The organism is Rheinheimera sp. MM224 (genome assembly GCF_947090785.1).
In the GTDB taxonomy this organism is placed as follows: Bacteria; Pseudomonadota; Gammaproteobacteria; order Enterobacterales; family Alteromonadaceae; genus Pararheinheimera.
In genome coordinates, this window is sequence record NZ_OX352320.1 from 763,589 (window position 1) to 781,081 (window position 17,493).

15 protein-coding genes are annotated in these 17,493 nt (G+C 48.1%); 8 read left to right on the forward strand and 7 right to left on the reverse strand.

Features of this window, described 5'->3' with window-relative positions; translation table 11 throughout:
- The first annotated feature begins 124 nt into the window (after positions 1-124).
- The 3 genes from sixA (at position 125) to OM978_RS03710 (ending at position 4,095) form a co-directional block, all read left to right on the forward strand.
- Positions 125-610, forward strand: a complete 486-nt coding sequence (sixA, locus tag OM978_RS03700) for a phosphohistidine phosphatase SixA (RefSeq protein ID WP_264345578.1) — start codon at positions 125-127, stop codon at positions 608-610.
- Positions 611-723: 113 nt separating this feature from the next.
- Positions 724-2,877 (forward strand): TonB-dependent siderophore receptor, encoded by a 2,154-nt coding sequence (locus OM978_RS03705; protein WP_264345579.1) that lies wholly within the window; start codon positions 724-726, stop codon positions 2,875-2,877.
- A 12-nt stretch (positions 2,878-2,889) separates the two neighbouring features.
- Positions 2,890-4,095, forward strand: coding sequence for a PepSY-associated TM helix domain-containing protein (locus OM978_RS03710; RefSeq protein WP_264345580.1), 1,206 nt, complete (start codon positions 2,890-2,892; stop codon positions 4,093-4,095).
- 3 nt (positions 4,096-4,098) lie between these two features.
- Here OM978_RS03710 and OM978_RS03715 read toward each other — a convergent pair whose 3' ends face one another.
- The 4 genes from OM978_RS03715 to OM978_RS03730 form a co-directional block, all read right to left on the reverse strand.
- On the reverse strand, positions 4,099-5,322 hold the full coding sequence (locus OM978_RS03715; protein ID WP_264345581.1) for a sensor histidine kinase: 1,224 nt from the start codon (positions 5,320-5,322) through the stop codon (positions 4,099-4,101).
- Entirely contained in the window at positions 5,319-6,017 is a 699-nt protein-coding gene (locus OM978_RS03720) for a response regulator transcription factor (protein WP_264345582.1), read from the reverse strand. Before OM978_RS03720 ends, OM978_RS03715 begins: the two co-directional genes overlap by 4 nt.
- Positions 6,017-6,394 (reverse strand): DUF3019 domain-containing protein, encoded by a 378-nt coding sequence (locus tag OM978_RS03725; RefSeq protein WP_264345583.1) that lies wholly within the window; start codon positions 6,392-6,394, stop codon positions 6,017-6,019. The genes OM978_RS03720 and OM978_RS03725 overlap by 1 nt, the downstream gene beginning before the upstream one ends.
- Before the next feature lie 112 nt (positions 6,395-6,506).
- Complete coding sequence (locus tag OM978_RS03730; protein ID WP_264345584.1) at positions 6,507-9,044, reverse strand: TonB-dependent receptor; 2,538 nt, start codon at positions 9,042-9,044, stop codon at positions 6,507-6,509.
- 239 nt (positions 9,045-9,283) lie between these two features.
- On the opposite strand from OM978_RS03730, the gene OM978_RS03735 reads away from it, so the two are divergent.
- The 3 genes from OM978_RS03735 to OM978_RS03745 all read left to right on the forward strand — a co-directional run bounded on the left by OM978_RS03735 (position 9,284) and on the right by OM978_RS03745 (position 12,536).
- Positions 9,284-9,892: a c-type cytochrome gene (locus OM978_RS03735; protein WP_264345585.1), complete on the forward strand. Its 609-nt coding sequence runs from the start codon at positions 9,284-9,286 to the stop codon at positions 9,890-9,892.
- Between the two features lie 101 nt (positions 9,893-9,993).
- Positions 9,994-11,046 carry a cytochrome-c peroxidase gene (locus OM978_RS03740; protein WP_264345586.1) on the forward strand — a complete coding sequence of 351 codons (1,053 nt, stop codon included), beginning with the start codon at positions 9,994-9,996 and terminating at the stop codon, positions 11,044-11,046.
- Positions 11,043-12,536 (forward strand): parallel beta-helix domain-containing protein, encoded by a 1,494-nt coding sequence (locus OM978_RS03745; RefSeq protein WP_264345587.1) that lies wholly within the window; start codon positions 11,043-11,045, stop codon positions 12,534-12,536. Before OM978_RS03740 ends, OM978_RS03745 begins: the two co-directional genes overlap by 4 nt.
- 71 nt (positions 12,537-12,607) lie before the next feature.
- Here the strand turns inward: OM978_RS03745 and purH are convergent, their stop codons facing one another.
- The 3 genes from purH to dusB form a co-directional block, all read right to left on the reverse strand.
- Positions 12,608-14,194 carry a bifunctional phosphoribosylaminoimidazolecarboxamide formyltransferase/IMP cyclohydrolase gene (gene purH, locus OM978_RS03750; RefSeq protein ID WP_264345588.1) on the reverse strand — a complete coding sequence of 529 codons (1,587 nt, stop codon included), beginning with the start codon at positions 14,192-14,194 and terminating at the stop codon, positions 12,608-12,610.
- 251 nt (positions 14,195-14,445) lie between these two features.
- Positions 14,446-14,736: a DNA-binding transcriptional regulator Fis gene (gene fis / locus OM978_RS03755; RefSeq protein WP_008897208.1), complete on the reverse strand. Its 291-nt coding sequence runs from the start codon at positions 14,734-14,736 to the stop codon at positions 14,446-14,448.
- 18 nt (positions 14,737-14,754) lie between these two features.
- Positions 14,755-15,681 carry a tRNA dihydrouridine synthase DusB gene (dusB, locus tag OM978_RS03760; RefSeq protein ID WP_413691217.1) on the reverse strand — a complete coding sequence of 309 codons (927 nt, stop codon included), beginning with the start codon at positions 15,679-15,681 and terminating at the stop codon, positions 14,755-14,757.
- Positions 15,682-16,079: 398 nt separating this feature from the next.
- On the opposite strand from dusB, the gene OM978_RS03765 reads away from it, so the two are divergent.
- Positions 16,080-16,505 carry a copper chaperone PCu(A)C gene (locus tag OM978_RS03765; protein WP_264345589.1) on the forward strand — a complete coding sequence of 142 codons (426 nt, stop codon included), beginning with the start codon at positions 16,080-16,082 and terminating at the stop codon, positions 16,503-16,505.
- Positions 16,506-16,515: 10 nt separating this feature from the next.
- Positions 16,516-17,493, forward strand: a complete 978-nt coding sequence (locus OM978_RS03770) for a DUF2333 family protein (protein ID WP_264345590.1) — start codon at positions 16,516-16,518, stop codon at positions 17,491-17,493.

The following is a 17,493-nucleotide window of genomic DNA, read 5'->3' on the forward strand; positions in this document are numbered from 1 at the left end:
GGTTGTTGGGGCTACCTTTATGGTCGCCTGCAAAGCAGCGGCGTCAATTACAAAGGGGAAAGTCATATATCTGTAATAGGTTAGCTATAGTCTGCCAGCATTTTCCGCAGTAAAGGTGAAAACGATGAAAGCTGTACTTTATCTGATGCGTCATGCGACTGCTGATATACGAAACTCTTTGGTGGATGAGGCCGATCGTTGCCTGAATGAAAAAGGCAGATTACAGGCGCGCCGTGTTGCGGCTTTTATGCAAAAACAAGGTTTGTTGCCGGATCGCATTTTTTGTAGCCCACACACCAAAGCTGTGCAAACGGCGGCTTTAGTGCGTAAAGATTCAGGGCTAAAAGTACAGGTTGAAGAGTGGCCCTGTTTATTGCCAGCTGTTGCTGCAGCTGAAGCAAAAACCTATTTGTTCAGTCAGTTACAGGATAATGAAGCTGTGCTGCTGGTGGGGCATGAACCTGAACTGGCATTGCTGGTGAATGAATTATTAGGGCTGGATAAAACTTTTCTGGAGCTGAAAAAAGCTTCTTTAACCTGCCTGGAGCTGGACTCTGAATCAACAGTGCCAGTGCGGCTTGCCTGGTCTGTACCAGCTAAGTTTATGTGAGCTGAGCGGTTAAGAAGAAAAGCGCACTGACAACAATTGATTAAATAAATTCACTTGAATTGCGAATCATTCTTGTTTAGTCTGTGCGCCTTTGTTGTTGCTTTGAGGCTGTTATGTTGTCCTTACGCTCTCCTTCGCTATTAGCTATTGCAGTTCTTACTGCTTTGAATTCAATTCCTGCTTATGCCCAGCAGTCAGATCAAGAACATTCTGATAAGCAGCAAGCTGACAAAGATCTGGAAGTGATAGAGGTCAAAGGCCGTGCTCAGACCTTGTATCGCGCTTCTCAAAGCAGCGTAGGCACAAGAACAGATACAGATTTAGAACTGATCCCACAAAATATTCAGGTGCTGCCTGAAGCGCTGATACGCGATCAGGCCGCACGTCAGGTCACAGATTTATACCGCAGCATGAGTGGTGTTAGTGCTTTTAGTTACTCAGGTGTCACTTTTCGCGGTTTCCGCCAGGACGAAATTTTATATGATGGCGTAAGAGGTGATCCATTTAATGGTTTTGCTGTGCCTCAGTTGTTTAACGTGCAGGAAGTACAGTTACTTAAAGGCAGCAGCGGCGCTTTATATGGCAGCAGCGCTCCCGGTGGTTTAATTAACTACGTGACTAAAAAACCACAACGCACAGCGAAAAACCAGCTGGAATTAGGTTTAGGCAATGATGAATACTGGCAGGGTTCGTTGGAATTGAGTGGCCCACTGACAGATCAACAAGCCTATCGTTTTGGTTATTACCGTGATTCTGAGCAGCCGTTTCGCTGGAATACCAAAGTTGAAAACGAAATTCTGGATCTGGGGTATCTGATTGATCTGACCGACAGCACCAGTTTGACGCTGCAATACAATACTGTAACTCAGGATTATCAGGGCGCCCGTTTACGGGGTGTACCTACAGATGATCAGGGTAATTTCCTCGGCGACAGAGCCTGGAACCATAACGAAGCCACAGATTTCCAGTCCTTAGAAGCGGACGTTTGGCAGGTTCGGGCCGATCACGAATTTAACAGCAACTGGCGCACTGATTTGACCTGGCGCCATTACGACAATACCGAACTGCAAAACTACCATGAACCTTTCTGCAGCTATGACACAGATGGGGATGGTGTGGTGGATTATTGCCGCCGTCAGTTCAGGGATCAGCGCCGCGAAAATACTGCAGACAGTGTGACCTGGAACAATATAGTGGAGTTCAGCACTGCGGGTTTGAATCACCAGTTGTTAATTGGTGCAGATACTATGACTCAGGACTCCTACTTTTTAGGCCGTAATGTAGCGCCGATAGAGCAGGGCGGTAAGGCTTTAGGCATTAGCCTGATTAATCCTGTGTATGGCCTGACTTCAGCTGCTGACTACGATATCGACAGCATTACATCCACTCCGACAGACACTACAGCTGTGCGTCAGGGCTTTTATCTGCAGGACCAGTTAGATTTAACGGCCAGCTGGAATTTGTTGCTGGGTGTGCGCTGGGATAGTTTTGAAGATAAAAATAATATGGCTTCATCCAAAGTGGATGGTAGTGACAGCTCGTGGCGTGTGGGGTCTACCTATCAGCTAACGGATTGGGTGCGTTTGTATGCACTGAAAGGCACAGGCTTCAGCCCACAGGCAACAGCATCTCAGGTGCCTGAAGTGGGTGGTCCTTTTGAAGCTGAGCAATCCAGTATAGTGGAAGCTGGTGCGCGTTTTTCTTTGTTGGATGATGCGATTCGCCTGAATGTGGCTACCTATGAAATGATCAGAAATAACATACTGCAGGCTGACCCTCGTGGTGATGTCGGTGGTGATGGCCGTGATGATCAAATCGCCTTGGGTGAAGTAAAAAGTAAAGGCGTGGAAGTGGATCTGCTGGGCGATTTAACCGACTCCTGGGTGCTGAATCTGAACTATGCCTACAACGATACCCGTATTGTCGAAAGCACCAGCGCTATTACCAATGCAGTGGGTGACAAGTTCGCTAATGCACCACAACATCAGATAGGGTTATGGAGCCGTTATGAGCTGGATAGTATCAATTCAGCTATAGCAGCTGGTATGGATTACGTTAGCGATCAGTTAAGTATTGATGGTCAGCATGTGAAATCCTACACCGTTTTTGATATGAGCTGGCAAACCCGTTGGCAGCATTGGTTGTTTCAGGCCAATGTGAAAAACCTGTTTGATAAAACTTATGCCACTGCTGGCTTTATTGAACGGACCGGGCATTTTCCTGGTGAACCACGCCGTTTAATAGTTACCGCCAGTTATCAGTTCTGATAGAAGCTGCCGATGAGCAATAAAGATTGGTTTAAGCTGCACTCTTTTGCTGGCTTTGCCTTTGGCATACTGATGTTGCTGGTTTGTCTGACCGGCACTTTGGCTGTGGTCAGCCATGAAATTCAGTATCTGTCGCATCAAAAGTACAGGGCCTTGTCTGAACGACAGGGCCCTGTGCCCTGGCAGGTGCTGGAGCAAAACTTAGCCACAGCTTATCCCGACTATCAAATCAGCAACCTCAACGTGCCAGAGCAATGGTATTTGGCGGGTGCTGTTAGTTTGAATGCAGGCTCGGAATTTAGATTTGTCTATTTTGATCCCGCTTCCGGTGCTTTAACAGGCGAAGGTCAGTGGGGCACAGTGTCGCGGTTTTTGCGCAATATCCATATGTATCTGTCGCTGGGCTCTACCGGCAAAATTGTGGTGACCAGTTTAAGTTTTTTACTGCTGATTATTTTGGTCAGCAGTTTTTATGTTTATCGGCAGTGGTGGCGTAAAGGCTTTCAGTTGCCTTCAGGGGCTAAAGCTTCCAGCCGTACTTTTTGGTCTGACTGGCATAAATGGACAGGCGTGTGGTGTTGGGGTTTTATTCTGCTGATGTTCCTGACTGGTCTTTGGTACTTCACCGAACACTTCTTACTGAAGTTTAAAGTGGATCATTATCCAAAAGCTCCGAAGCTGGAGCAGGCTATCACCCATAAAGCTTTACCCTTAACTGAACTGATGCAGGCTGCGCAACAGGCCAGGCCCGAACTGGATATCAGAGCTTTGAATTATCCACAGTCCGACAAAGCGCCTGTGGTGGTGACAGGTCAGGATGATACGCTGCTGGTGCGTGACAGAGCCAACCGCATTTACCTGCATCCGGTGACAGCTGATGTGCTGAAAATACAAAAAGGGGCTGAGTTAAAAGCTGTGGCTTATATCTCAGATATGGCTGACCCTTTGCATTTTGGTAATTTTGCCGGGCTTGGCGTCAAGCTGCTGTATTTTGTGTTTGGGTTGGGTTTTACCTTTTTAGTGGCTGGTGGGCTTTGGATGCACTGGCTGCGTACCAAAAGACAACAACCACAGCTGATGCGCTGGTTGGGCTGGACTGGCGCTGTTTCGTCCGTTTTAGTGGTTACAGCCTTAGTGGTGACTTCAGTGCAGTTTTCACAGCGTGAAGTAGAAAACATGCCTTTATCACCGCAATTGGGCTCATTGGCCAAATCTTAAGCATCAGCTGTTGCTGTAGGTAGAACCTACAGGTAGTTTCAGCCGTGCCACAGCGCCGCCTCCGGCTCTGCTCATACGTAAAAATTCACCGCCGTGCTGATTGGCTACTCTGGTGACTATCGCCAGACCAATACCATGATGCGATAAGCCATCCGGGCTGTGATTCGGGCTGGGTTGCTGGTTGCTATGCCAGCCTGCGCCATCATCGCAGATATCAATCAGGCAGTCATTTCCCTGTACGCTCAATTCAATCCAGACCTTGGTATGGCAATACCGTAACGCATTACTCAAAAGATTGGATAAGGCGCGTTGCAGCAGTTTTTCATCAGCCTGAATGTTGATCGCAGGCCCGGCTGTCAGCTCAATCTGATGCTCAGTATTGGCCGAAAACTTATCAATCATCTGTTGCAACAACTGTGACAGCGGCACCTGACTCAGATGCAGATCGGAACGGAAATCCTGCTGTGCCAGACGCAGGTAATCGTACACATTGTCTTCTATTTCCAACAAGTTACGACAGACCTGAGCATAATGAGCCGCGCTGATATTCGACTCCAGACTCAGCATAATAAAGCGCATTCGGGCCAATGGCGTTTTGATGTCATGACAGACGGTATCGGCCATCTCCCGTTGCAGCGAGTTTAAGTCCGCTATGGTTTGATTCATCCGGGTGAGGGATTGGGCCAGAGGTTGCAGGTAAGACTTAGGGCTCAGCTGAAAAGCTGGCAGATGACCGAGCTTTATTTCCTGTAAGGCATTCATTCTTAAGGTTTCTACGTCGCGGAACAGGTTGCGGCTAAGCCAGAATAAACAGAGCAACAGCAACAAAATAAACACATGGGCCAGGTCGATGCTGAAGTCTGTACCGTCAGGTAAATTCAGCTGGCTTAAACAGAGTAATTCGCCTCCAGGCATTTCACTGCACATAGAGGCGTTGCCTTGCTGGTCCCGCATCACTTCGACGGCATAAATAAAATTCGGTTGAGGTTGCCACATGCCTGCCGGATAGGTCACAAACAAGCTATCGGTGCAGTCGTCTGTTTCAGATAAGCGGCAATTGAGTTTGTCTTGCTGACTGAACTGATGCACATGCTGCAGCATAGTTTGGGCAGCGTCGGCTAAATCATCGCGCTGATAGACCCAGCTGTACAACTGATTCAGGCTGAAAAACAGTAATAACACCACCAGCACTATGCCAAGGTAAAAACGTAGCAGGGTATAACTCATGGCTGTGGCTCCGTGGCTTCAGCGTAACTAATGCGATAACCCTGGCCCCAGACCACTTGCACATTCCAGCGTTCATCCACGTTTTGTAATTTACGACGCAGCCGTGACGCCCTGCCGTCCATGGTTCTGTCTGTGCCGTCATATTCGCGGGTTAGCTGCTCGCGGAACAAACGTTCGCGGCTGACAGCGACGCCATAGTTATCCAGTAAAGTCAGCAGCAATTGCAATTCGGCATTGGTCAGGCAAATGTCTTGTCCTGCCAGCACGACATGGCCTGACACTCGGTCTACCGTTAGATTGTGCTGTTTCAGCAAAGGTTGTGGATCGGCACTGGCGTGTTCCGGTGGTAAAAAGATACGGATTTTGGCTAATAAAATACGGGGATCCAGTGGCTTTAGCAGATAGTCCTGTGCGCCCAATTCCAGCCCTTGCAACACCGAACCTACTGAGGTTTGCGCCGTCATAAACAAAATAGGGCCTTTAAATTGCTGGCGGATTTGTTTCACTAAATCAAAACCACTGCTGCCGGGTAACATCACGTCACAGACTATTAAATCAAAACGTTGTGCCAGTATCAGCTTTTTGGCTTTGAGCGCATTACCACAACTACTGACCTGATAGCCTTCTGACTGTAAAAAGTCGACCACAAGGCGTGATAATTCCAGATCATCTTCAATCAGCAAAATTTGCTGCATCAGGGATTGCCCCAACTGTTGCGGCTGCGTTTAAGCAACTGATCGCTGGCATTTAGATCCACCTGCAGTACTTTAACCCTGCGTTCTGCCAGTAACTCGCCGGTCGCTGAGTTTCGCAGTTCAAAACTGGTATGCCCTGTCAGTTCCAACTGCAGCTGCTGGCTGATACTGTTGGCACAAAGCAAAGGGGTGGGGTCGGCTTTTTTATACAAACAGGCCTTGTTGTCCTGTTGCCAACTGACGTTTAACTTCAGCACACAAGCCTGATGCGCGTGATGCAGGCAGAGCCTGGGTTGCAGACTAAAATCAGCAGCTGCTGCGGCAGAAACAACACCACAGAGCAATAAAAGCAAAGCTAAAGTACGAAGTGCCATCATCCTTCCCGCATCTGTCTGGTCGTTTCTTTTTATAGTGATCCCCATATGGATAGTGCAGTGAAAAGCTGTTTTGGTAAAGCGGGGCTTTGCTAAAAAACAAAGCCCCTACGGATCAGAACTGGTATTTCACTTCAACACCATAAGTGCGGGGAGCGTTTAATGAGGTGATTGGAGTGCCCAGCGTATCCGCAGCAAAACCTCCTATACCTCCTGTTGTTTCGTGGTCAGCCAGGTTTTTACCCCAGAGTGCTAGTTCCCACTGCTCGTCGCTGCTGCTCCAGCTTAAGCGTGCGTTGATATTTTTGGTATCGGCAAAATACACAGGGATAGACTTAGCAATCTCCAGTAAATCCGGATCGTCCGCTCTGGTATTTTCTTCATAGACATAATCCAGGTGTAACTTCCAGTAGCCGCCAGCCCACTGCTGAGCCGCTGTCCAGTCGGCGGTCAGCGTATAAGCGTCGGCGCTAGAGGCTTTATCTACATCTGTGACCAGCTCGCCATCGGCATTATAAAACTCCTGCCACTTAGATTCAGTTTTACGGTATTCAGTCACCAGACCCAGTTTCAGCTGCTTGGTAGCTTGCCAATCTAGCACCATCTCCATACCCCGGATGTCCTGATCGCCATTAATGACAATAGGTATGGCCACGCCTGAATCCGGAGTTTTGCTGCTGACCGAACGCTGACGGTTGGTCAGGTCCATGTCAAAACCCACCAGTTGCAGTCGTACCTGATCCCATAAATCGGCTTTGTAACCCAGTTCGAGGTTTTTCACTTCTTCTGGTGCAAAAGGTCTGATGGAAGAGCCCGGATCCAATGAGTCATAACCACCGGATTTATAGCCTGTGGAATAGGACAAATAGATCATGCTGTTGTCGTTCAGATGGTAGCGGGTGACAGCGCGTCCCGTCCATTTGCTCCAGCTGTTGTTGGCGTCTAGTCGTGGCATCACCGGAAATAAAAAGTCTGTTAAGCCGGGCATAGGCTGACCAAAGGAGCGTTCCCTGATCTCCCAGCTGAAATCTTTTTCGTCCCTGCTATAACGTACACCAGCGGTAAAACCCCAGCGCTCGTTGAGCTGATAATCCATATCCGAGTAGACCCCATAAGAGGTGAAATCCCCGGTATTAATGATATCTTCACTCCAGAGCTGACCTGCCACTGAAGGGCCAAAAATTTCGTTAATACCAAGGCCTGCGCCAATGGCGTCATAGGTTAAGTCACCCGTGGCTTCTATAGCCGCGACCAGTTCAGGGCTAAAAGGAGTGGCACCTAATTGTTCCAGCAAAGCACCTACACTGGGGTCGACCATCGCCATCACACTTAAAATACTGGCCCAGTTTTGTGAGTTCCAGATGTGATCCGCAGGTAAACCCATGCCGCTAATCATCTCTTCCGGTACACCAGCCTCCATTAAGGCTGATATCAGCGTGCCGTTTAGATTGGCCGTGGTCAGGCGTGCTACAGTGTCCGCCATAATATTCAGACTGGTTTTCTGATACACCTTTTCTTTGCTGTAGGTGATACCCCCGACATAACTCAGTTGGTCCTGATGGTAATTCAGCTGCAGTTCGTTATAGAAAATATCCGAGTCTTCAAAGTTGATGGTATCCAGATAACGGGTTTTATCTGCGGTGCCGTCTGTGTCATCCCGTCCTGAAACTTCCCATTGTCTTTTGCTGCTGATCAGTTTACCCGACCATTGGTCGTTAAAGTCATGCATGATTTTTAACGAAAATGCGCTCATGTCGCGGCGTTCGTGACCGTCTATCACGTCATTCTCTATGGTTCTGTCGAGCGGGTTCATGCTGTAGGCATAGGGGCTCAGGCCTATTGAAGGCGAGTAACCCTGATCCAAGTCATCCCAGTCGTAACTGAATTGCACTTTGGTATCGGCGCTTGCTTGCCATAAGGCGGCTAGTCGCGCGGCCTGGTGGTTGGTATTGCCCAGTTCTTCGCCCTGATAGTCGGGATAGACGTTATTGACGTAGGAGTCCCGCTGATTGCTCATCAGATTCAGCCGCACTGCAACAGTGTCGCTCAAAGCTTTATTTGCCATAGCCTCATAACGTTGCAGTGAATAATCACCAAGCGTGGCTTTGATAAAACCTTCGTCGGTTTGCTCAGGAGCATTGGGAATAAGATTCACCACACCGGCAGCGGCATTTTTACCAAACAAAGTACCTTGTGGACCTTTGAGGATTTCAATGCGCTGCATGTCCGAGAACATCACGCTTTGTGCCGCCCGGGGAAGATAAAAATCATCAAAGAAAATCGCGACAGAAGGGTCGCCGCCTGTGCTGATGTTGCTGCTGGACACTCCTCGCATGGTTGCAGTCGCCTGAACTACGGCATCTTTGCTGAATTTAAAGCCAGGTGTGTAGTCGGCAATATCACCGAGCAACACCGAGTTGGTTTCTTTTAAATCTGTGGCCGAAATACTGTCGATAGCGACAGGCACGTCCATCAGATTTTGCAGCCGTTTTTGTGCTGTGACTGTGATGGTTTCTATCGCCGGTTCGGTTTTTTCCGGCCCGGTTTCAGTTTGCTCTGCCTGTGCCAGTTGGCTTTGTCCACTCAGTGCCACTGCAATAAGCCATGCCAGTGGTTTTAATTTCATGCCGGATTTAGTGTGCTGTTGCGACATAACAGTCTCCCTGTTTTTTTGTTTTTTTTCTGTGGTGTCGGGATCGGACTTTGAAGTCTCTGCAGGTGCAGCAACAGCAGCTCAAAGACGGATCTCGCTGCATTCGATAGTAACTGCGCTTCGCACTAAATAAAGCGAACTGGACAATTTTGTACACTTTTAGGTTTGAACCCAGGCCTATGAAAACGCACTCTTAGGGCCAACACCATCGTATTCTTATTAAAAAAAATGGCCCTGTTATGTTTTGGAATTATCCTTTATTAATCCTGGTGATCGCGCTGTATACCGCAGCAACTCAGGCTGCTGCCCCGGAAAAAGTCAGCAGTTGTAATGCCTGCCATGCTGTTGAAAATCAGCTTGCAAGCAAAGCTCCGTCTTTGGCCGGACAGCAACAGCAGTATCTGAAAAAGCAGCTGCTGCAGTTTCAGAGTGCTGAACGTGGTGCGGTAGCAGAGGACAGCATGGGGCAGGTGATGGCTGCTATGGCGAAGCCACTTAGTGCTGAGGATATCGATCAGTTATCAACCTATTTCAGTGCTTTGCCACTCTCAGTTCCCGCTGCACCAAAGATTGACGCTGCATTACTCGACAAAGGCCGACGGATTTATATTGGCTCCTGTGGTGCCTGCCATGGCAATAAAGCGCAGGGAAACCTTGAGTTAAAAGCTCCAGCCTTACAACTGTTAAGCCGGGATTACCTGTCGCTGCAATTGCAGCATTTTCAGACAGGCGTCAGGGGCAGCAGCGCGACGGACAAACCGGGCCGACAAATGGCGATGATGAGCCGCACTTTGACCGATGCGGACAGACAGGCTGTGGTCGCTTACATTGGGGCGGGTTTACCATGATGCTTAGTCTCGCGGCCGCTTTAGCGCTGAATACCGCTGTCATTAGTCTGAATAGCCGGTGCCCACCCAGTTTTGAGCTAACGCCACAGAACCAGTGTCTGTTGGTAACCCGTTATGATCAATACGATTCGTTGCACAACAAAGGGGTTGGCGGCACAAAAACCGCATTACCCAAAGGCAGAGATGGCTTCAGCCCACAACAAATTGATTTAGGCCGTTTTCTGTTTTTTGATCCTTTGTTATCTGCCAATCACAAACAAGCTTGTGCCAGCTGTCATCAGCCAGCCCATGGTTTTAGTGATGGCAAAGCACTCAGCACTGGAAGTAATGGCGACATAGGCACGCGCAGTGCGCCGGGTTTGTGGAACGTGGGTTTCCAGAAGAAGCTATTCTGGGATGGCCGCTCCGATACGCTGGAGCATCAGGCCTTGATCCCGCTATTTGCTCCACACGAAATGGCCAATACAGCAGAGCAAGTGCTGGCTGATTTAACCAGCAGCGCTTTGTATCCAGAGTTATTCCGTCAGGCTTTTCCTTTAAGTACAGAGCTGGAGCTGAGTCAGGTGGCGATTGCGCTGGCGGCTTTTCAGAGTTCGTTAATTTCACTGAACAGCAGGTACGATCACTACGCTCATGGTTATCAGCAGGCACTGAATGACCAGGAAATCAAAGGCTTAAATGTATTTCGCTCTTTTGTCGCCCGCTGCGCTGAATGTCATACCCCACCACTTTTTACTAACCAACAGATTGCTGTGATAGGCACGCCAGAACCTGAAGGTATGGCCTTTGACCCAGGCGCAGGTAATAGCCCTGAACTCAGTAAGTTAAGAGGTGGTTTTAAGGTGCCAAGTTTGCGCAATGTAGGCCGCACTGCACCTTATATGCACTCAGGCCGTTTTGCCACCTTAGAAGAAGCAGCAGAGTTTTATACGAAAGGCCGTGGTCATGCGGTGCCTAAAGACGAAAAACTGCTGCTGCACTGGCATATCTGGGAGCCTAAACTCAGCCCGGAAGAAATTCAGCAACTGGCGGTTTTTCTGAATACCCTGACCGATGAAAGTCTGATGCCTGAAATTCCGCAAAAATTACCCTCAGGTTTGCCTTTACCGGCAGAGCTGACGACTCTACAAAATAACAAAGGAAGCACAGAATGAATAAAAGTACGCTCACCTTAATAGCTTTAGTTCCGCTGGCATTTTTTGCCGGCTATTACCTGACATCCACAGCCACTGTAGCTCCTGTGTACACAGCTGAAGTCAGCTATAGCGGCGGTACAGCGGCCAGCGGCAACGCCAAAAAATCAGTACTCAATAGCATGGCTACCGGCACTATTCATGCGGTTAAAGATGGACAGTTGATTATGGATGCAGTCAAAGCGGCCAAGCCGGGCGATGTGATCCAGGTCTGGCCCGGCAATTACACCGAAACTGTGTATATCGACAAAGATAATATCCGTTTAAGCGGCGTGATAGTTGAAGGTAAACGACCACGTTTATTTGGTGATGGTCATTTAAACGACGCCATTTTGTATTCGGGCAATAACATAGTGATTGAGAACTTTTTGATCACTAAATACAAAGGCAACGGCATTATGGGCCAGGCCGGTAATAACTTCGAAATCCGCAATAATATTATTGAAGATACAGGGGTTTATGGTATTTTCCCGCAGTTGGGCGAAAACGGCATAGTTGAACATAACGTGGTGTCCGGCATTGAAGATGCCGCCATTTATGTCGGCATGAGCGATCATATTCATGTGGCGAACAACGAAGTATTCGACAGTGTGGCCGGTATTGAAATTGAAAACAGCCGTCATGCCATAGTGGAAAATAACTTTGTGCATAACAACACAGGCGGCATCCTGGCTTTTGTCACCCCTGGTCTGCCAATTAAAGACACCGTGGATGTGATTATCCGCAATAACTGGATCAGCAATAACAACACCAAAAACTTTGGTGCTGAAGGTTCTATGGTGGCAGGTATTCCGGCTGGTACCGGTATCCTGATTATGGCCGCCGACAAGGTGATTATTGAAGACAACCTGATCCTGGGTAATAAAACGGCAGCCATCATTATTACTGACCATCAGAATGCGCCTAATACCACTTTGGATCCGGAGTCAGATCCGACACCTGATGAAATCATGATTTTAAACAACATGATGTACAACAATGGCTACGACACTGTGCCTGAAGCCAAGGTATTACTGGCCACTGAGCTGAAACAAGGCAATCCGGATATAGTGCGGGTGGGGGGGAGCAATAACAGTTGTATCAATAACCCGCAGCAGTATATCAGTGCCGGAGTCAGTGACTGGCCAGCTTGTGCGTTCAGCAATACAGATACCATAGTGAACTATCTGTTGGATGAACCGGCCGCACCCCGTAGTGTGGATGTCAAAGACAAAGGCAAATACGCTTACCTTGGTATTTGTACTGGCTGCCACGCCTATACAGGGCGTTTAATTGGCCCACCTGTACAAGTGATCCAGTCCTTGTATATGGATGATCCTAAAGCGCTGGCGGCTTACATTGCCAACCCGATTAAAAAACGTGAAGACTATCCGGCTATGCCAAAACAGGATTATCTGGACGAAGAAACCCGTCAGGCCGTAGCGCTTTATATGTTGTCGGTGAAGAATTAGCTGCAACTGATGAGCAGATAAAAAAACAAGGCGGGAACCAGTCCCGCCTTCTTCAATTGGAGAGCTTGTGTTTAGTGACGGAAATGACGCACGCCAGTGAAGATCATTGTCATGCCGTGCTCGTCAGCAGCCGCTATCACTTCTGCATCACGCATAGAGCCACCTGGTTGGATCACGGCTTTGATACCTGCAGCAGCTGCGGCATCAATACCATCGCGGAACGGGAAAAACGCATCTGATGCCATGACTGAACCTTTGACTTCCAGGTTTTCGTCAGCCGCTTTGATACCGGCGATTTTAGCACTGTACACGCGGCTCATCTGGCCTGCACCCACCCCAATAGTCATGCTGTCGTTGGCATAAACAATGGCGTTAGATTTCACATATTTAGCGACTTTCCAGCAGAACAATAAGTCACGTAATTCATCTGCAGTAGGCTGGCGTTTGGACACTACTTTTAAGTCATCCAGACCGACCATTTTCTGGTCACGGTCTTGTACCAACACACCACCGTTGACACGTTTGATATCAAAACCAGTGGTTTTGCTTTCCCATTCGCCACACACCAGTAAACGCACGTTTGGTTTGGCTGACACCACAGCAGCAGCTGAAGCTGTAGCGCTTGGCGCGATAATCACTTCAACAAACTGACGGCTGACAATAGCTTCAGCAGTTTTAGCATCTAATTCGCGGTTAAAAGCGATAATGCCACCAAAAGCAGAAGTCGGGTCTGTTTTATAAGCGCGCTCATAAGCAGCCAGAATATCGTCGCCAATAGCTACACCACAAGGGTTAGCGTGTTTGACGATGACGCAAGCTGGTTCGTCGAATTCTTTCACACACTCTAAAGCGGCGTCTGTGTCGGCGATATTATTGTACGACAGCTCTTTGCCCTGTAGCTGAGTAGCGCTGGCGATTGATGCTTCCTGATTGCTGTTTTCCACATAAAAAGCCGCGCTCTGGTGGCTGTTTTCACCGTAACGTAAGTCTTGTTTTTTCACAAACTGTGCGTTAAAAGTGCGTGGGAATTTGCTTGGCTTGGCGTCTTCATCACCGTAAGCGGCTAACATGGTACCGAAGTAGTTGGCAATCATACCGTCGTATTGGGCTGTATGCTCAAAAGCGCTGATGGCTAAACTAAAACGGGTAGCATGAGTAGTAGAACCTGCATTCGCAGCCATCTCTGCTAACACTTTGTCGTAATCGGCCGCGTTGACCACAATAGTGACGTCGTTATGGTTTTTTGCCGCAGCACGCACCATAGTCGGGCCGCCAATGTCGATATTCTCGATGGCGTCTTCTAAAGTACAACCTGCTTTGGCCACTGTGTTGGCGAACGGATACAGGTTCACTACTACTAAATCTATTGGCTTGATGTTGTTTGTTGCCATTACAGCTTCATCCATACCACGGCGGGCCAGAATGCCACCATGTACTTTTGGATGCAGCGTTTTCACGCGGCCGTCCATAATCTCCGGGTGACCTGTGTAATCAGACACTTCAGTGACAGCTATGCCTTGTTCTGCCAATAACTTGGCTGTACCGCCTGTGGATAACAACTCCACACCCTGGGCGGCTAAAGCACGGGCAAATTCAACTATACCGGTTTTATCAGACACGCTTAATAAGGCGCGACGGATTGGACGAGCTGCGTTCATTGGATCATTCTCCGCTGTAATGGTTAATTCGGACCAGCGCCGCTGTGGTTCACAGCTTTTGGATAGCACACAAAGCCAAGACATAAGCATAGAGAAAAAATGGCTTTGGTGTATCACCGGGATCAGCTGGTGAAATCCCTTATTTACTTAACCCGCTACTGCAGGCTTTTCCCTAAGTAATTCGTACGACGGGAAAAAACAAAAAAGCACCCGAAGGTGCTTTTGACTGCGGGACTCCTCCCGCGGGGGCATTAACTCATGCCGTATTGTTTCAGCTTCTTACGCAGAGTACCGCGGTTGATGCCCATCAGGTTGGCAGCGCGGGTCTGGTTGCCGCGAGTGTATTTCATCACTTCTTCTAATAACGGCTTTTCTAATTCGGACAACACTAATTCGTACAGGTCGTTTACGTCCTGACCGTTCAGTTGTTGTAAGTAGTTCGCCACCGCTTTTTGTACCGCGTTGCTTAAAGGCTGCGGTTTTTCTTGCGTTTGAACATGGGCGTTGGTGATAAATGGCGAAGTCACGTTTTGATTAAACATTGCCTAGTCTCTTTTACGTTAGGTTGCTGCTAGTAATTGCTCGAAATACACTTCTAAGGTATCCAACTGCTGTTGGGCTTGCTCGATACCATTAAATTCACTGCGAAACATGCCTTCGCTGTCATGCTCGGCCAGGTACCAACCCACATGTTTGCGGGCAATACGTGAGCCAGGCACCTCACCATATAACTGGTGTAAGCCACGGACATGCTCCAGCAAAATATCCCTGACCTCGCTCGTTGAAGGCGAAGCCAGGTGTTCACCAGTTTGCAGATAGTGCACCACTTCACGAAAAATCCAGGGTCTGCCCTGAGCTGCCCGGCCAATCATGACCGCGTCTGCTCCGGTATAGTCCAATACAAATCTGGCTTTTTCCGGCGTGGTGATATCGCCATTGGCAATCACCGGGATAGACACATTTTGTTTAATAGCGCGGATAGTGTCGTACTCCGCCTCTCCTTTATACATACAAGCTTTAGTGCGGCCATGAACCGCTAAAGCCACAATGCCGTTGTCCTGCGCAATTTGCGCTATCTGTACGCCATTTTTATGTTCGATGTCCCAGCCAGTACGGATTTTTAACGTCACCGGTACTGTTACTGCCTGAACTACGGCCTGAATAATCTGCTGCACTAAATCCGGATACTGTAATAGCGCCGAACCAGCCAGTTTTTTATTCACCTTTTTAGCCGGACATCCCATATTGATGTCGATGATTTGGGCGCCATGTTCAACATTAAACACAGCAGCTTCAGCCATCTGATCTGGATCTGAACCGGCAATTTGCACCGATCGAAGACCAGATTCGTTTTGGTGAGTCATACGATTTAGCGATTTTTCACTTTGCCAGACCAAAGGGTTGCTCGACATCATTTCTGATACAGCTAAACCTGCACCAAAACGACGGCAAAGCTCACGAAAAGTGTAATCCGTCACTCCAGCCATAGGAGCGCAAATTACGTTGTTCGTTAATTGATATGGACCTATGCGCACCGCTAAAACCAAGGCTCTACCCTAAAGGGGCGCTAAGTTTACGGATTTTTGCCAACAATGCAAAGGTTATTATTTAAACAAAAGTATAAATTTATAGGGGGTTGTTGGGTTGACAATCGCTAAACGTCTGAAAACTAGACTTTCTGAAAAGCAAAACCCAATAAAATCGGGGGTAGGGCTTATAGATAATTGTACAGCTGCTGTTTTTGTCACCAGTTTGTTAAGCTTCATACTGAAAAAGCTGTTACCAAAGAAGTCAATGCTTTTCATCTTCGAAGTTTGTTGGCCCATCCCCTGTTGTGTAAAATAGTCGTGTAAGATAAAGGTCTGATCTTAAAAGGAGAAGCTGAATGAAGACGTGGATAGTTGCTGCATTATTGAGTCTGAGTAGCACTGTGACTCTGGCCGAAGTTCTGGTGACAGATGCTACAGTTCGGGAGATGTTACCGGGCCGCAGTATGACCGCAGGTTATTTTAGTATCAGTAATCAAAATAACGTAGCAGCAGAGCTGATCAGCGCCAGTAGCCCTCAGTTTGGCTCCATTGAACTGCATCAACACAGCCATAAAGATGGCATGATGAAGATGGAGCAGGTGCAGTCTGTGGTGGTGGCAGCCGGTGAGCAGGTGCATTTTCAGCCTGGTGGTTTGCATCTGATGATGTTTGATGCCAAAACCAGCATCACTACAGGCCAGAAAATCCCGTTGCGTTTAACCTTTAAAGACGGCCAATCCATCGAAGTTCAGGCTTCGGTTAGCGCAATTCCAACTCACTAGGAGTGACAAAATGAACAGATTCAGGATCGTCAGTTTAACCGTGCTGTTCGTTTTTATTTTAGGTTACGGCACAGCCTGGTGGGCCAGCAGTGAACCCGAGCTGTTTGATGTAAAAGATTTATCGGCCGAACTTAGCCCGGAACATCAGCAAACTGTGGGATACACCACCACAAGTGCGCTTATTCGGGTACTCGAAACTCTGCTGACTAAAAATGCCGGTTTTATCAGTAACGATGTGATGCCACCTTTTTCTATGCTGGACAATATGCCGGCCTGGGAGCTGGGCGCTTTGGAAATGTCGCGTGATTTAGCTTTGGCACTTCGCAAGGATTTAAGCCGCTCTCAGTCGCAGTCTATTGAAAATCAATACTTAAAACTGGCGCAGCCTATGCTCAATATTGATCATCGCAGCTGGGCAGTACCAGCAGCAGAAGCTGAATATCAGCAGGCCATTAAACAATTGTCTTTGTATCGTACTGCGTTATTAGACCCCGCTAAAACTGACAGTCAGTTTTATACCAGAGCGGATAACCTGCGTGATTGGTTAAAAAACGTGGAAAAACGCCTTGGCAGCTACAGCCAGCGTTTGAGTGTCAGTGTTGGCCAGGACAGATTAAACACAGATTTGGCTGGTGATAAAAATGCCAGACAATCGACTGTGACTGCTGAATCCAACAGAATTAAAACCAGTTGGTGGAGTATAGATGATGAGTTTTATGAGGCACGTGGTGCTTGCTGGGCTTTGTTACATCTATTAAAAGCGATAGAATTGGATTTCGCCGACGTGTTAACCAACAAAAACGCGATGATTAGCTTACGCCAGATTGTCCGTGAACTGGAAGCGACACAACAGCCGGTTTGGAGTCCAATGATTCTGAATGGCCGGGGTTTTGGCTTTATGGCAAACCACAGTCTGGTGATGGCGAATTATATCTCCAGGGCCAATGCGGCTCTGTTGGATTTAACTGAATTATTAGCGCAAGGATAA